General features: G+C 62.4%; 13 protein-coding genes. 12 read left to right on the top strand and 1 reads right to left on the bottom strand.

Annotation, left to right across the window (positions count from 1 at the left end):
- The first annotated feature begins 88 nt into the window (after nucleotides 1-88).
- Genes C4J88_RS24535 through C4J88_RS24525 form a run of 3 tightly spaced genes read left to right on the top strand, consistent with a single transcriptional unit; the run spans nucleotide 89 to nucleotide 2,554 of the window.
- Nucleotides 89-1,114 (top strand): aminoglycoside phosphotransferase family protein, encoded by a 1,026-nt coding sequence (locus tag C4J88_RS24535; RefSeq protein WP_124408332.1) that lies wholly within the window; start codon nucleotides 89-91, stop codon nucleotides 1,112-1,114.
- Nucleotides 1,111-1,785 (top strand): N-acetylmuramate alpha-1-phosphate uridylyltransferase MurU, encoded by a 675-nt coding sequence (gene murU, locus C4J88_RS24530; RefSeq protein ID WP_124408331.1) that lies wholly within the window; start codon nucleotides 1,111-1,113, stop codon nucleotides 1,783-1,785. The genes C4J88_RS24535 and murU overlap by 4 nt, the downstream gene beginning before the upstream one ends.
- Nucleotide 1,786: 1 nt before the next feature.
- Complete coding sequence (locus tag C4J88_RS24525; RefSeq protein WP_124408330.1) at nucleotides 1,787-2,554, top strand: TerB family tellurite resistance protein; 768 nt, start codon at nucleotides 1,787-1,789, stop codon at nucleotides 2,552-2,554.
- Nucleotides 2,555-2,697: 143 nt separating this feature from the next.
- Here the strand turns inward: C4J88_RS24525 and C4J88_RS24520 are convergent, their stop codons facing one another.
- Nucleotides 2,698-3,672, bottom strand: a complete 975-nt coding sequence (locus C4J88_RS24520) for an alpha/beta hydrolase family protein (protein ID WP_124408329.1) — start codon at nucleotides 3,670-3,672, stop codon at nucleotides 2,698-2,700.
- 77 nt (nucleotides 3,673-3,749) lie between these two features.
- On the opposite strand from C4J88_RS24520, the gene C4J88_RS24515 reads away from it, so the two are divergent.
- The 9 genes from C4J88_RS24515 (at nucleotide 3,750) to C4J88_RS24475 (ending at nucleotide 14,015) form a co-directional block, all read left to right on the top strand.
- Nucleotides 3,750-5,744: a histidine kinase gene (locus C4J88_RS24515; protein ID WP_124408328.1), complete on the top strand. Its 1,995-nt coding sequence runs from the start codon at nucleotides 3,750-3,752 to the stop codon at nucleotides 5,742-5,744.
- Nucleotides 5,745-5,762: 18 nt separating this feature from the next.
- Nucleotides 5,763-6,392, top strand: coding sequence for a response regulator transcription factor (locus C4J88_RS24510; RefSeq protein ID WP_124408327.1), 630 nt, complete (start codon nucleotides 5,763-5,765; stop codon nucleotides 6,390-6,392).
- Between the two features lie 203 nt (nucleotides 6,393-6,595).
- On the top strand, nucleotides 6,596-7,708 hold the full coding sequence (locus tag C4J88_RS24505) for an ABC transporter ATP-binding protein (RefSeq protein ID WP_124408326.1): 1,113 nt from the start codon (nucleotides 6,596-6,598) through the stop codon (nucleotides 7,706-7,708).
- A 43-nt stretch (nucleotides 7,709-7,751) separates the two neighbouring features.
- On the top strand, nucleotides 7,752-8,792 hold the full coding sequence (locus tag C4J88_RS24500; RefSeq protein WP_124368548.1) for an ABC transporter substrate-binding protein: 1,041 nt from the start codon (nucleotides 7,752-7,754) through the stop codon (nucleotides 8,790-8,792).
- 220 nt (nucleotides 8,793-9,012) lie between these two features.
- On the top strand, nucleotides 9,013-10,239 hold the full coding sequence (locus tag C4J88_RS24495; RefSeq protein ID WP_124372035.1) for an ABC transporter permease: 1,227 nt from the start codon (nucleotides 9,013-9,015) through the stop codon (nucleotides 10,237-10,239).
- A 12-nt stretch (nucleotides 10,240-10,251) separates the two neighbouring features.
- Nucleotides 10,252-11,076, top strand: coding sequence for an ABC transporter permease (locus C4J88_RS24490; protein ID WP_124364637.1), 825 nt, complete (start codon nucleotides 10,252-10,254; stop codon nucleotides 11,074-11,076).
- Nucleotides 11,077-11,292: 216 nt separating this feature from the next.
- On the top strand, nucleotides 11,293-12,441 hold the full coding sequence (locus C4J88_RS24485; RefSeq protein WP_124368546.1) for an iron-containing alcohol dehydrogenase: 1,149 nt from the start codon (nucleotides 11,293-11,295) through the stop codon (nucleotides 12,439-12,441).
- Nucleotides 12,442-12,525: 84 nt separating this feature from the next.
- Nucleotides 12,526-13,200 carry a ribulose-phosphate 3-epimerase gene (rpe, locus tag C4J88_RS24480; protein WP_065937054.1) on the top strand — a complete coding sequence of 225 codons (675 nt, stop codon included), beginning with the start codon at nucleotides 12,526-12,528 and terminating at the stop codon, nucleotides 13,198-13,200.
- On the top strand, nucleotides 13,197-14,015 hold the full coding sequence (locus tag C4J88_RS24475) for a phosphoglycolate phosphatase (RefSeq protein ID WP_124368545.1): 819 nt from the start codon (nucleotides 13,197-13,199) through the stop codon (nucleotides 14,013-14,015). Before rpe ends, C4J88_RS24475 begins: the two co-directional genes overlap by 4 nt.
- The last annotated feature ends 61 nt before the right edge of the window (nucleotides 14,016-14,076 follow it).

The following is a 14,076-nucleotide window of genomic DNA, read 5'->3' as shown; positions in this document are numbered from 1 at the left end:
GGGCCGCACGCCTCTCGATGGTCTGAAAAAGATGCGTGATAATAAAGCATGCCCCGCTTGACGGCTAGCGCCGTCGGAGACCCTTGTAATGCCCGAGCACGATCTACGTTTACAACAGCTGGAAGTCTGGCTGGATGAGCAGTTGCCGATCCTCTTCAACGCCCAGGACTGGGGCGCCGTACCCCCAGCCACATTGACTGCGGCCAGCAGCGACGCGAGTTTCAGGCGTTACTTCCGCTGGGAGGGTGGGGCGCATACATTCGTCGTGATGGATGCGCCACCGCCCCAGGAAAACTGCAAACCTTTCGTCGATATCGCGCATTTGCTCGCGAAATCGGGAATTAATGTGCCAAAAATTTATGCAGAAGATTTGCCGCGTGGCTTTCTTTTGCTCAATGACCTGGGCCGAAACACCTACCTGGACGTGATTGACGAACAAAACGCCGATCAATTGTTTGCCGACGCCATCGATGCGTTGCTGGCGTTCCAGCAGTTGCCGATGGACGCGCCGTTGCCCAGCTATGACGTGGCGTTGCTGCGCCGCGAGCTCGAATTGTTTCCTGAATGGTACATACGCCGGCACTTGGGTATCGAGCTGGATGCTCAGCAACAGGCCCTCTGGCAGCGCGCCAGCGAACAGCTGATCGACAGCGCCCTGGCGCAGCCCAAAGTGCTGGTACACCGCGACTATATGCCGCGCAACCTGATGATCAGCGAGCCCAGCCCCGGCGTGCTGGATTTCCAGGACGCGGTCTACGGCCCGGTGACCTACGACATTACCTGCCTGTTCAAGGACGCCTTCCTCAGTTGGCCCCAGGCTCGCGTGCGGGAGTGGCAGCGTGGCTATTGGGAGCGCGCCGGGCAGTTGGGGATCCCCGTGCAGGCCGAGTTTGAAGAATTCCTGCGCGCCAGCGACCTGATGGGCGTGCAGCGTCACCTCAAGGTCATCGGTATCTTCTCGCGGATTTGCCACCGTGATGGCAAGCCACGCTACCTGGCGGATGTGCCGCGCTTCTTTGCCTATATAGAAGCGGTGCTCGCCGACCGACCGGAGTTGAGTGACCTGGGCGAGCTGCTCGCCAGCCTGCGCCAACCGGCCGAGGCCTGCGTATGAAAGCGATGATCCTGGCGGCCGGCAAGGGTGAGCGCATGCGCCCGCTGACGCTGCATACGCCCAAGCCGCTGGTGCAGGCGGGCGGCAAGCGGCTGATCGAATATCACCTTGAAGCGCTGGCCAAGGCCGGCTTCACCGAGATCGTGATCAACCATGCCTGGCTCGGCGAACAGATCGAAAGCTACTTGGGCGACGGTGCCCAATTCGGCCTGCGTATCCGCTATTCGGCCGAAGGCGAGCCGCTGGAAACCGGCGGTGGGATCTTCAAGGCGTTGCCGTTGCTGGGGGATGCGCCGTTTCTGGTGGTCAACGGTGATATCTGGACCGACTACGACTTCAGCCAGTTGAAGCGACCGCTCCAGGGACTGGCCCATCTGGTGATGGTCGACAACCCGGCGCATCACCCCTCCGGTGGCGACTTCTACTTGAGCGACGGGTTGCTTCATGATGCGGCGCCCGGTGCCGATAACCTGACCTTCAGTGGCATTTCCGTGCTCGACCCCCAGTTGTTCGCGGGCTGCAGTGCGGGTGCCTTCAAGCTGGCGCCGCTGTTGCGGGCGGCGATGGACAAAGGTCTGGTAACGGGTGAACACATGAAGGGACGCTGGGTTGATGTCGGAACGCTTGAGCGTCTGGCGCAGGTCGAGACCTTGCTGACAGCGAGGCCGTAGGATGTTGTGGCCAGGGACGCTGATCGGCGCCGGGGCTGGCTTTGCGATTGCCAGTATTCCGGGGGCTTTGTTGGGTGCATTGCTGGGACAGGCGCTGGACCGGCGCCTGCAGTTGCACAGCTGGGCGCAGTTGCGCGAACGTCTTGGCGGGCGCCCCGCGTTGCGCAACGACGAGTTGTTGTTCGTTCTGCTGGGGCGCCTGGCCAAAAGTAACGGCCGGATCGTGGACGGGCATATCCAGCAGGCGCGCCAGGAAATGCGCGCCCTGGAGATGACCGAGTCGGCCCAGCGCCGAGCCATCCTGGCGTTTAACCGTGGCAAATCCGGCAGCGACCGGGTGCGCAGTTATCTGCGCGTGCTCAAGGCGCAACCCCATGCCGCCGAGGGTGTTTTACGGGCCTGCTGGCGCATGGCCTGGGCGGACGGCCGGGCGGATGATGCCGAGCGCGACCTGATCGAGCTGTGGGGCAAATGGCTGGGCTGGACGCCGCAACAGGTCCGGGCCCTGGCGTCCGATTACACACCGGCGCGCAAGCCGTTGATCAATCGTAGCGGGGCTTATCAGGACGCGTTGCGGCTTCTGGGGGTGACGGCCACCGCCGAGCCTTCGGTGATCAAGCGGGCCTATCGCCGCCTGCTCAGCCGCCACCACCCGGACAAGATCGCCGGCAGTGGCGCCAGCCCCGCGCAGGTGCGCGAGGCGACCGAGCGAACTCGTGAGCTGCATAACGCCTATACGTTAATTCGCGAGCGGCGGGACTTTCGCTGAGGCGATTGCCCTGACACCGATCCAATGTGGGAGGGGGCTTGCTCCCGATAGCGGTGTATCAGTATCAAATGTACTGACTGACACACTGCTATCGGGAGCAAGCCCCCTCCCACATTGTTTTTTGGCAATGGCGGACACTGTGTTCAGTCTTTGCTGGCCTGCGGGCTCAACCAGCCGCGAACGCGCCGGTACAGCTGTTCCTGCTCGGCGGCGCTGTTGCCGGGCAAGGCCTTGAGCTGCACCTGCTTGTAGCCCTCATTTTTGCCGCGTTTGGCCGCCTGGGCACGTGCCAATGCATTTTTGCCATCCTGGGCGCCGTCTTGATAGAACACATCCGCCGTAGGGATTTTCAACGCCGGTGCCAATTGCTGCAGGTCCGGTTGACGCGCGGCGGGTGTCTTTCCGGCCACCATCACCAGCTTCTGTACCTGGGCAGGCTGTTTCTCGCTCAGATAACGCGCGGCCCACCATGCGCCGGTGCCATGACCGAGCAATACCACACTGCGGGCGCCCTGGGTCTGGGCGAACGCGACGGCGGCGTCGATCCGGTCGAAGATGCGTTTGGCATCGGTCTTGTCCTGTTCATCCGCGCCCGGTACCACCGCCGGGTCAGTGCCTTCGGCTTCTGCGCTGGCGGCCTGTTCGACGGGCTTGGCGACCGTGCTGCCGTCTTTGCTGCTGGTGTCGACCGCCGCTTTGGGCGGTTCGATGACGCGTGGCGGCAGGGTGTCCAGATTGACGTCCGGCAATGACAGGCTGAGGGTGCCCCAGGCAGCGTTCGGCAATTTACTGCGCAGCGGACCGATTGCTTGCGGCCAGTCAGCATTTTCGCCGGCGCCTGGCACGATAATCACCACGCCCTGGGGTTCGGCGCTGTTGGCAGGCTTCCACAGGGCCAGGAACGTATCGCTGCCGGCCTGCAATTGTTGTTGTTCCTGTTGCGCGACCTGGCGTTCGAGGGCGCTGGCTTCTGCCTGGCTGCGCTCGACCAAGGGCTGGCGCTCGACGGGTGTTTCGGCGGCGGGCGCTGGCGCGTCGGCGGCCTGAACAGAAAAGGCGCTGGTAAATAGCAGCGACAGGCACAATGCTGGCAGTGCCGAACGGTTTCGAGGTGGCATCGTTAAATCCCGGCCAGAAATGATTCCAGCAGCCTAATGGGTTGATCAGTATTTGTCAGTGATGTGAGACGTGGATCATGGGTTTTCGCTTCCTGCTGGTTATCGGCTGTCTGTGGGTTGCCTTGATGGCGAACGCCGCGCCGGCACCTGCCACACCCCAGGCGCAACTGAATGCGCAGCAGCGCGAATGGCTGGCGCTGCACCCGCAATTGCGCGTGGGCTTGGTACTGCAGGCGCCTTACGCACAATACGACCGACGGCTACAGCGCTTGTCCGGGGCCAATGTCGAGTTGATGCAGTGGCTGGCCAAAGCGTTGGGCATTGAGCTGACCTGGCGTAACTTTCCCGATCTGGAGCAGTTGGAAGCTGCCGTGCGTGACGGCGAGGTGGATATCGCACCCGGCCTGCAGCAAACCCCGGCCGGCTTGCGCCTGTGGATGTTCAGCGACCCGTATATGCGGGTGCCCCAGCATATCGTCGGCATTCGCGAAGGCGGCGGCGCGGTGGAGCTGGAAAAACTCGACACACACTCGCGCATCGCTGTGCGCATGCCCAGCGCGGTGGCCGACTACCTGCGCAGTACGTATCCCAACCTCAACCTGCAAGGCGTGCCCATGGAACGCCAGGCCCTGCAGTTACTGGTGAGCCGGCAGGCGCGCTATGCGGTGGTGGATGAGGCGCAACTGAGCCGGTTGGCCGGCGAGGCGGAGTTTGCCGGGCTGGCGGTGGTCGGCGATATCGGCCTGCCGCAGTTGCTGCGGGTGGCCACGCGGCATGAGTGGCCGGAACTGGCGGGCATCATGCAAAGTGCCTTGCGGGCAATACCCGCCCGCGACCTCGACCAGTTGCACAACCGCTGGCTGCAACCCCAGTACCCGCGTTTTTCCGAATCAATGGGCTTGTGGAAAAACCTCAGCGTATTGCTGGGCCTGTTGCTGCTCGCCAGCCTCGCGGCAGTGCTCTGGCAGCGCCGCCAGCAGCGCAGTCTGGAGCACGCCCTGCTGGCGGCGCGGGACGAAAGCGCAGCACGTGCCGCCGGTGCCGAAGCCTTGCGGCTGACGCAGTTTTCCATCGATCAAAGTACGGTCGGCATCCTGTGGGTCAATTGGGACAGCCATGTGCGGTACGCCAACCGCGCCGCCGAAAGCATGCTCGGCTATGGCCCTGGCGCGTTGATCGAACGGCCGCTGATCGATCTTGACCCGGCCTTGAGCATGGACCGCTGGCTCAACCTGTGGAAGCGCGCGCGTGCCAGCGAGGACGGCGCCCAGACCTTCGCCACCGATTGCCTGCGCGCTGACGGCAGCATCCTGCCCGCCGATGTGTCCTTGAGCTTTCTGCGCTTTGCCGACGGCGAGTATCTGGTGGTGTACCTGACGGACGTCACCGAGCGCCGCCGCTATGTGGCCGCCTTGCTGCAAAGCGAGGCGCAGTTGCGCGAATTGTCAGCCCACCTGGAAACGGTGCGCGAAGAAGAAAAGGCGCGTATCGCCCGCGAGGTTCACGACGAACTCGGGCAGATGCTCACCGTGCTCAAGCTGGAAACCTCGATGTGCGAATTGGCCTATGCACAGCTCGACCCGGGCCTCAACGAGCGCTTGAACAGTATGAAGCGCCTGATCGCGCAGCTCTTCCAACTGGTGCGGGATGTGGCAACCGCGCTGCGCCCGCCGATTCTCGACGCCGGCATTGCTTCGGCCATCGAATGGCAGGCGCGACGTTTCGAAGCGCGCACGCAGATTCCCTGCCTGGTCAAAGTCCCGGAAAACGTGCCGGTGCTGAGCGATGCCAAGGCCATCGGCCTGTTTCGCATTCTGCAGGAGGCCCTGACCAATGTGATGCGCCATGCCCAGGCGCATACTGTAGAACTCACGCTGGAGGTGGACGGCCCAGACCTGCGGCTGACTATCAGCGATGATGGTATCGGCTTCGTGCAGGCCCAAGGGCGGCCGGTATCGTTCGGCCTGGTCGGCATGCGTGAGCGGGTGCTGATCATGGGCGGGCAGTTGTCCCTGGTCAGTGAGCTGGGGGAGGGCACCACCCTGAGCGTCACGGTGCCGTTGAATGCATGACACTAAAAGGAAATTCCCGTGATCCGCGTACTGGTAGCCGAAGACCACACCATTGTTCGTGAAGGCATCAAGCAATTGATCGGCCTGGCCAAAGACCTGCTGGTTGTGGGTGAAGCGAGCAATGGCGAGCAGTTGCTGGAGACTTTGCGACATGTGCCCTGCGAAGTGGTGTTGCTGGATATCTCCATGCCCGGCGTGAATGGCCTGGAAGCCATCGCGCGCATTCGTGCGCTGAATAACCCGCCGGCCATCCTGGTGCTGTCCATGCACGATGAAGCGCAAATGGCCGCCCGTGCTCTCAAGGTTGGCGCGGCCGGTTATGCCACCAAGGACAGCGACCCGGCGCTGTTGCTGATGGCGATTCGCAAGGTCGCGGCGGGCGGGCGTTATATCGACCCGGACCTGGCCGACCGCATGGTTTTCGAAGTCGGCCTGACGGACTCACGCCCCTTGCATTCGCTGTTGTCGGAGCGCGAGTTTTCGGTGTTCGAACGCCTGGCCCAGGGCGCCAACGTGAACGACATCGCCGCGCAACTGGCCCTGAGCAGCAAAACCATCAGCACCCACAAGGCGCGCTTGATGCAAAAGCTCCATATCACCTCCCTGGCCGAGCTGGTGAAATACGCCATGGAACACAAGCTGCTGTAGCGGCGTATCCATTAACGACACCGCGCAAGCGCCGCCCAGCGAAGGCTTGTCGCTGCACTGTCCCATGCCCGCCATGTGTGTAGGGCGATCCCTACCCCGAACCTTCCATCCGGCTGATGCGATTCTCTCCTGGCCCCGATTTCCGGGGCCTTGCGCCTGGACTACGCTGGTGTCACAGCAGTCCAAAACACAAAGGTGCGGGTATGAGCGAGGTGGATTCAAATGATGTGCTGGTCAGCTTTCGTGGCGTGCAGAAAAGCTACGATGGCGAAAACCTGATCGTCAAAGACCTCAACCTGGAGATTCGCAAGGGCGAGTTCCTCACCTTGCTCGGGCCGTCCGGTTCGGGCAAGACCACCAGCCTGATGATGCTGGCCGGTTTTGAAACGCCCACCGCTGGCGAAATCCAGCTGGCTGGCCGCTCGATCAATAACGTGCCGCCGCACAAGCGCGATATCGGCATGGTGTTCCAGAACTACGCCTTGTTCCCGCACATGACCGTGGCCGAGAACCTGGCATTTCCCTTATCCGTACGTGGCTTGAGCAAGACCGACATCAGCGAGCGGGTCAAGCGCGTGCTGAGCATGGTGCAGCTCGACGCCTTTGCCCAGCGCTACCCGGCGCAACTGTCCGGGGGCCAGCAACAGCGGGTGGCTCTGGCCCGCGCATTGGTGTTCGAGCCGCAACTGGTGCTGATGGACGAACCCCTCGGCGCCCTCGACAAGCAACTGCGCGAACACATGCAGATGGAAATCAAGCACCTGCACCAGCGCCTCGGCGTCACCGTGGTGTATGTGACCCACGACCAGGGCGAAGCCTTGACCATGTCCGACCGCGTGGCGGTGTTCCACCAGGGCGAAATTCAGCAGATCGCCGCGCCGCGCACCCTCTACGAAGAACCGAAAAACACCTTTGTGGCCAACTTCATCGGCGAAAACAACCGCCTCAATGGCCGTCTGTACAGCCACACCGGCGAGCGCTGCGTGGTGGAACTGGCGCGCGGCGAGAAGGTGGAGGCGCTGGCGGTGAACGTCGGCCAGATCGGCGGCCCGGTGACCCTGTCGGTGCGCCCGGAGCGCGTCAGCCTCAATGGGGCGAGTGACAATTGCATCAACCGTTTTTCCGGGCGGGTGGCGGAGTTCATCTACCTGGGCGACCACGTGCGTTTGCGCCTGGAAGTCTGCGGCAAGACCGATTTTTTCGTGAAACAACCGATCGCCGAGCTGGACCCGGCCCTGGCGGTCGGCGACGTAGTACCGATTGGCTGGCAAGTCGAGCACGTTCGCGCACTCGACCCACTTCTAGAGGCGAACTGATCGCCCCCTGGCTTCACCAACCCTGCACGTGGAGAGCACAACAATGTTGAGATCCCTTAAGTTTTCCGTCCTGGCTATCGGCCTGATGGGCGCGACACAGGCCATGGCAGGCCCGGACCTGACCGTCGTATCGTTTGGCGGCGCCAACAAGGCGGCCCAGGTCAAGGCCTTCTATGCACCGTGGGAAAGCGCGGGCAACGGCAAGATCATCGCCGGTGAATACAACGGTGAGATGGCCAAGGTCAAAGCCATGGTCGACACCAAGAGCGTGTCCTGGGACCTGGTGGAAGTGGAGTCGCCTGAGCTTTCCCGTGGGTGCGACGAAGACATGTTCGAGCCCCTGGACCCGAAACTGTTCGGCAACACGGCAGACTACGTCAAAGGCGCGATCCAGCCCTGCGGCGTAGGCTTCTTCGTATGGTCGACGGTGCTGGCCTATAACGCCGACAAACTGGCGTCCGCACCCGCCGGCTGGGCGGATTTCTGGGACACCAAGAAATTCCCGGGCAAGCGTGGCCTGCGCAAAGGCGCCAAGTACACCCTGGAATTCGCCTTGATGGCCGACGGCGTTGCGCCTAAGGACGTCTACAAAGTGCTGGCCGGCAAAGATGGCCAGGACCGTGCGTTCAAGAAACTCGACGAACTCAAAGCCTCGATCCAATGGTGGGAGGCCGGTGCGCAACCGCCGCAGTACCTCGCTTCGGGCGACGTGGTGATGAGCTCGGCCTATAACGGCCGCATCGCCGCCGTGCAGAAAGAAAGCAACCTGAAAGTGGTGTGGAACGGCGGCATCTATGACTTCGATGCCTGGGCCATTCCAAAGGGCCTGGCCAAGGACCGCGCCGAAGCGGCGAAGAAATTCATCGCCTTCTCGGTGCAGCCGCAGCAGCAGAAGACCTACTCCGAAAACATCGCCTACGGCCCGGCCAACACCCAGGCCGTCCCGTTGCTGGCCAAGGACGTGCTCAAGGACATGCCGACCACCCCGGAAAACATCGCCAACCAGGTGCAGATCGATGTGAGCTTCTGGGCCGATAACGGCGAGCAGCTCGAGCAGCGCTTCAATTCCTGGGCTGCCAAGTAACACCGCATCACCCTGTGGGAGGGGGCAAGCCTTGAGGCTTTTTGTAGGAGCGAGGCGGGCGGCTAGCCCTTGCTCGCGAAGAACTCAGGGCCCCGCGTTTATTCAGAATGAACGCGTTGCCTGGGCGTTTTTCGCGAGCAAGCTCGCTCCTACACTGGCATTAGGGCAAGCGCCCTCCCGCAAGGGATTTGCATTTATCTTCAAGATCCGGAGTTCAGCCATGGCCCTCGCCATTCCCACCCTCAAGCAGCGCCTGGCCCGTGCCGAGCGGCTCAATCGCTGGAAAGCCCAGGCCTTGATTGCGCCATTGGTGCTGTTTTTGCTGCTGGTGTTCCTGGTGCCCATTGTTGCGCTGCTCTACAAGAGCGTCGGCAACCCGGAAGTGGTGGGCGGCTTGCCGCGTACGGTGGTGGCGGTGACGGCTTGGGATGGCCGTGGCTTGCCCGGCGAGCCGGTGTACCAGGCGCTCAGTGAAGACCTGGCGCAAGCGCGCAAAAACCAGACCCTGGGCGATCTGTCCAAACGCTTGAACATGGAACTGGCCGGCTATCGCAGCCTGCTCACCAAAACCGCGCGGGCGCTGCCGTTTACCGAAGCGCCGGCCTCTTATAAAGCCGCGCTGGAAACCCTCGACGAACGTTGGGGCGACCCGGCGTACTGGCAGGCGATCCGGCGCAATACCAGCAGCCTGACGCCTTATTACCTGCTGGCGGCCGTCGATCACCGTATCGACGACTTGGGCGAAATTGCTCCGGCCACCCCCGACCAGGCCATCTACTTGGATATCTTCGCCCGAACGTTCTGGATGGGCTTGGTGATCACGGTCATCTGCCTGCTGCTGGCCTATCCCCTGGCTTACCTGCTGGCCAACCTGCCGGCGCGCAAAAGCAACCTGCTGATGATCCTGGTACTGCTGCCATTCTGGACCTCGATTCTGGTGCGGGTGGCGGCGTGGATCGTATTGCTGCAATCCGGCGGTCTGATCAACAGCGCCCTGATGGGCCTGGGCCTGATCGATGCGCCGCTGGAATTGGTGTTCAACCGTACCGGCGTGTACATCTCCATGGTGCATATCCTGCTGCCGTTCATGATTCTGCCGATCTACAGCGTGATGAAAGGCATCTCGCCGACTTATATGCGTGCGGCGATTTCCCTGGGCTGCCACCCGTTCGCCAGCTTCTGGCGCGTGTACTTCCCGCAAACCTACGCCGGCGTCGGCGCCGGTTGCCTGTTGGTGTTCATCCTGGCGATTGGTTACTACATCACCCCGGCCTTGCTGGGCAGCCCGAACGACCAGATGGTCAGCTACTTCGTGGCCTTCTACACCAACACCAGCATCAACTGGGGCATGGCCACGGCGTTGGGCGGCTTGCTGCTGCTGGCGACCGTGTTGCTGTACCTGATCTACAACCGGCTGGTGGGCGCCAGTCGCCTGCGCCTGAGCTGAGGAGACCTTGCGATGCTGAGCCCTTATATGTCACCGGTGGAGCGGCTGTGGTTCTACAGCCTGCGGATTCTGTGTGGCCTGATCCTGCTGTTCCTGATCCTGCCGGTGCTGGTGATTATCCCGCTGTCGTTCAACAGCGGCAGTTTCCTGGTGTACCCGTTGCAGGGCTTTTCGCTGCAGTGGTATCAGGACTTCTTCGCCTCGGCCGAATGGATGCGCGCCCTGAAGAACAGCATCATCGTCGCCCCGGCGGCCACGGTGCTGGCGATGGTGTTCGGCACGCTGGCGGCGATTGGCCTGACCCGTGGCAATTTCCCCGGCAAAGCCTTGGTGATGGCCCTGGTGATTTCGCCGATGGTGGTGCCGGTGGTGATTATTGGCGTGGCCAGTTACCTGTTCTTCGCCCCGCTGGGCCTGGGCAACAGCTTTTTCTCGCTGATCGTGGTGCATGCGGTACTGGGCGTGCCGTTTGTCATCATCACCGTGTCGGCGACCTTGCAAGGGTTCAACCACAATCTGGTGCGGGCGGCGGCTAGCCTGGGCGCATCACCGTTGACCGCGTTTCGCCGGGTGACCTTGCCGTTGATTGCGCCGGGGGTGATTTCCGGGGCGTTGTTCGCCTTCGCCACTTCGTTCGATGAGGTGGTGGTGACGCTGTTCCTCGCCGGGCCGGAGCAAGCCACATTGCCCAGGCAGATGTTCAGCGGCATCCGTGAAAACCTCAGCCCCACCATTGCCGCAGCGGCGACCCTGCTGATCGGCTTCTCGGTGGTGCTGTTGCTGACCCTGGAATGGCTGCGCGGCCGTAGCGAAAAGCTGCGCACTGCCCAGGTCTAAAGCCTGTTGGAGATCAAAATGTGGGAGGGGGCTTGCTCCCGATAGCATTCTTTCAGTTGATGAATAAGTCGACTGACAAAATGCTATCGGGAGCAAGCCCCCTCCCACAGTGGATTTGTATTGGCTCGGAAATCACTATTCGGATCCTGAATAGCAGACAACCTGTTTCGGTCAGCTATTCTTGTGCCAGCCCATCACCGACAAGAGGCCGCGCACATGAGTACTTCCTCATTCAAGATCGCCCACAAACTGCTGACCGGCGCTGGCGCCATTGAGCAACTCGGCGCCGAGTTGACGCGCCTGGATGTGGATAACCCGCTGATTGTCACCGATGCCGCGCTGGTCAAGTCCGGCACCGTCGCGCTGGCACTCGAACATCTGGGCGGGCGGACTTATGAAATTTTCGACCGCGTGCTGCCCGACCCGGAAATCGCCATTGTCGAAGATTGCATGCAGGCCTACCGCGATGGCGGGCACGACGGGTTGATCGGCGTGGGCGGCGGCAGTGCCATCGACATCGCCAAGAGCGTGGCCGCGTACGCCGGTTACCACGGCGCCCTGGCGGATCTGTTCGGCGTCGACCAGGTGCCGCGCAAGGGCCCGCCGCTGATTGCGATTCCCACTACCGCCGGCACCGGCTCCGAGGTGACCAATGTGGCGATTCTTTCCGACAAGGTCGCCCAGCTAAAAAAAGGCATCGTCAGCGACTACCTGCTGCCGGATGTCGCGCTGATCAGCCCGCAAATGACCCTGACCTGCCCACGCAGCGTCACGGCCGCCAGTGGCGTCGACGCGCTGGTGCATGCCATTGAATCCTACCTGTCCCTGAACGCCTCGCCGATCACCGATGCCCTGGCGATCGGCGCGATCAAGCTGATTGCCGGCGCCTTGCCCAAGGTTTATGCCAACCCGGCCAACCTGCAGGCCCGTGACGATATGGCCACCGCCAGCCTGATGGCCGGCATGGCCTTTGGCAACGCGGGCGTGGGCGCGGTGCATGCGCTGGCGTATCCGTTGGGCGGCCGGTTCAACATCGCCCACGGCGTGAGCAACGCACTGTTGCTGCCCTATGTGATGCACTGGAACAAGCTGGCCTGTGTCGAGCGGATGCGCGACATCGCCCAGGCCATGGGGGTAAATGTCAGCGGGTTGAGTGTGAATGATGCCGCCGACCAGGCCGTCGAGGCGATGACGCGACTGTGCGCCGCCGTCGAGATTCCGTCGGGCCTGCGCAGTTTCGGCGTGCCTGAGGAGGCTATCCCGGCGATGGCCACTGAAGCGGCGGGTATTGAACGCCTGATGCGCAACAATCCGCGCCAGCTCAGTGCGGCCGATATCGAGAAAATCTACCGGGCTGCGTACTAGCCGTTGAGTTAGGTCACGGTGCGCACGGCAAAGCATGAGGTATACAATGCGCGCCATCGTGATTTAGCTCAAAAAAGGTGCGTCATGCAGCCCTTCGTCATTGCTCCATCGATTCTCTCCGCCGACTTCGCCCGCCTGGGCGAAGAAGTGGACAAGGTATTGGCCGCGGGTGCCGACTTCGTGCACTTCGACGTCATGGACAACCACTACGTGCCCAACCTGACCATCGGCCCGATGGTGTGCGCTGCGCTGCGCAAATACGGGATTACCGCGCCGATCGACGCGCACCTGATGGTCAGCCCGGTGGACCGCATCGTCGGTGACTTCATCGACGCCGGCGCGACCTACATCACCTTCCACCCGGAAGCCACGCTGCACGTCGACCGTACCCTGCAATTGATCCGCGAAGGCGGTTGCAAGGCGGGCCTGGTGTTCAACCCGGCCACGCCGCTGAGTGTGCTGGAGTACGTGATGGACAAGGTCGACATGGTCCTGCTGATGAGCGTCAACCCAGGCTTTGGCGGGCAGAAGTTCATCCCCGGCACCCTGAACAAGCTGCGCGAAGCGCGGGCGCTGATCGATGCGTCGGGCCGGGATATCCGCCTGGAGATCGACGGCGGGGTCAATGTGAACAATATCCGTGAAATCGCTGCGGCGGGCGCCGACACCTTCGTGGCCGGCTCGGCGATCTTCAATGCACCTGATTACCAGGAAGTGATCGCCAAGATGCATGCCGAACTGGCGCTGGCGCGTCCATGAGCGGCTTTGAGCAGTTGTTCCCCGGCAAATTGCCACGGCTGGTGATGTTCGATCTGGACGGTACCTTGATCGACTCGGTGCCTGACCTTGCGGCGGCGGTGGACCAGATGCTGCTCAAACTGGGGCGCAAGCCTGTGGGGATCGAGGCGGTGCGTGAATGGGTCGGCAACGGCGCGCCGATGCTGGTGCGGCGGGCGCTGGCAGGCCATATCGACGCCACCGGTGTGGATGAGGTGGAAGCCGAACAGGCCCTGCAATTGTTCAATGCCGCCTATGAAAGCAGCCACGAACGGACGGTGGTGTATCCCGGCGTGCGTGACACCCTCAAGTGGCTGAGCAAGCAGGGCGTGGAAATGGCCCTGATCACCAACAAGCCGGAGCGCTTCGTCGCTCCGCTGTTGGACCAGATGAAGATCGGCCGGTATTTTCGCTGGATCATCGGCGGCGATACCCTGCCGCAGAAAAAGCCTGACCCGGCGGCACTGTTTTTCGTGATGAAAATGGCGAATATTCCGGCGTCCCAATCGTTGTTCGTCGGCGACTCGCGCAGTGATGTCTTGGCGGCAAAAGCGGCGGGGGTGCAGTGCGTGGCCTTGAGTTACGGCTACAACCATGGCCGGCCGATTGCAGAAGAATCGCCAGCGCTGGTCATCGATGACCTGCGCCTGTTAATCCCCGGTTGCTTGGGCGCGGGCGCTGAGATAACGTTGCCCGACATCGACCCGTCCCCTACTGGAAATGCCATCGTGGTGGTCACTCGCAAACTCTGGATGAAAGTCATCAAGGCCCTGGCCCGCTGGCGTTGGCGCGCCTGACTGATCCCCGCCGCGCTGCGGCCCGTTTGCCTACCTGACCGATTGACCCTCACACCACGAG

The organism is Pseudomonas sp. R4-39-08 (assembly GCF_003852275.1).
GTDB lineage: Bacteria > Pseudomonadota > Gammaproteobacteria > Pseudomonadales > Pseudomonadaceae > Aquipseudomonas.
The sequence above is the reverse complement of the archived record's forward strand: the minus strand, read 5'-3'. Positions and strand labels throughout refer to the sequence as shown.

What these genes read in the sequence shown, in the direction of transcription:
- C4J88_RS24500 (WP_124368548.1), top strand. Translation starts at nt 7,752, where the DNA reads ATGTTGAGATCCCTTAAGTTTTCCGTCCTGGCTATCGGCCTGATGGGC.
- C4J88_RS24485 (WP_124368546.1), top strand. Translation starts at nt 11,293, where the DNA reads ATGAGTACTTCCTCATTCAAGATCGCCCACAAACTGCTGACCGGCGCT.
- C4J88_RS24520 (WP_124408329.1), bottom strand. Translation starts at nt 3,672, where the DNA reads ATGCCACCTCGAAACCGTTCGGCACTGCCAGCATTGTGCCTGTCGCTG.
- C4J88_RS24490 (WP_124364637.1), top strand. Translation starts at nt 10,252, where the DNA reads ATGCTGAGCCCTTATATGTCACCGGTGGAGCGGCTGTGGTTCTACAGC.
- rpe (WP_065937054.1), top strand. Translation starts at nt 12,526, where the DNA reads ATGCAGCCCTTCGTCATTGCTCCATCGATTCTCTCCGCCGACTTCGCC.
- C4J88_RS24515 (WP_124408328.1), top strand. Translation starts at nt 3,750, where the DNA reads ATGGGTTTTCGCTTCCTGCTGGTTATCGGCTGTCTGTGGGTTGCCTTG.
- C4J88_RS24525 (WP_124408330.1), top strand. Translation starts at nt 1,787, where the DNA reads ATGTTGTGGCCAGGGACGCTGATCGGCGCCGGGGCTGGCTTTGCGATT.
- C4J88_RS24495 (WP_124372035.1), top strand. Translation starts at nt 9,013, where the DNA reads ATGGCCCTCGCCATTCCCACCCTCAAGCAGCGCCTGGCCCGTGCCGAG.
- C4J88_RS24535 (WP_124408332.1), top strand. Translation starts at nt 89, where the DNA reads ATGCCCGAGCACGATCTACGTTTACAACAGCTGGAAGTCTGGCTGGAT.
- murU (WP_124408331.1), top strand. Translation starts at nt 1,111, where the DNA reads ATGAAAGCGATGATCCTGGCGGCCGGCAAGGGTGAGCGCATGCGCCCG.
- C4J88_RS24505 (WP_124408326.1), top strand. Translation starts at nt 6,596, where the DNA reads ATGAGCGAGGTGGATTCAAATGATGTGCTGGTCAGCTTTCGTGGCGTG.
- C4J88_RS24475 (WP_124368545.1), top strand. Translation starts at nt 13,197, where the DNA reads ATGAGCGGCTTTGAGCAGTTGTTCCCCGGCAAATTGCCACGGCTGGTG.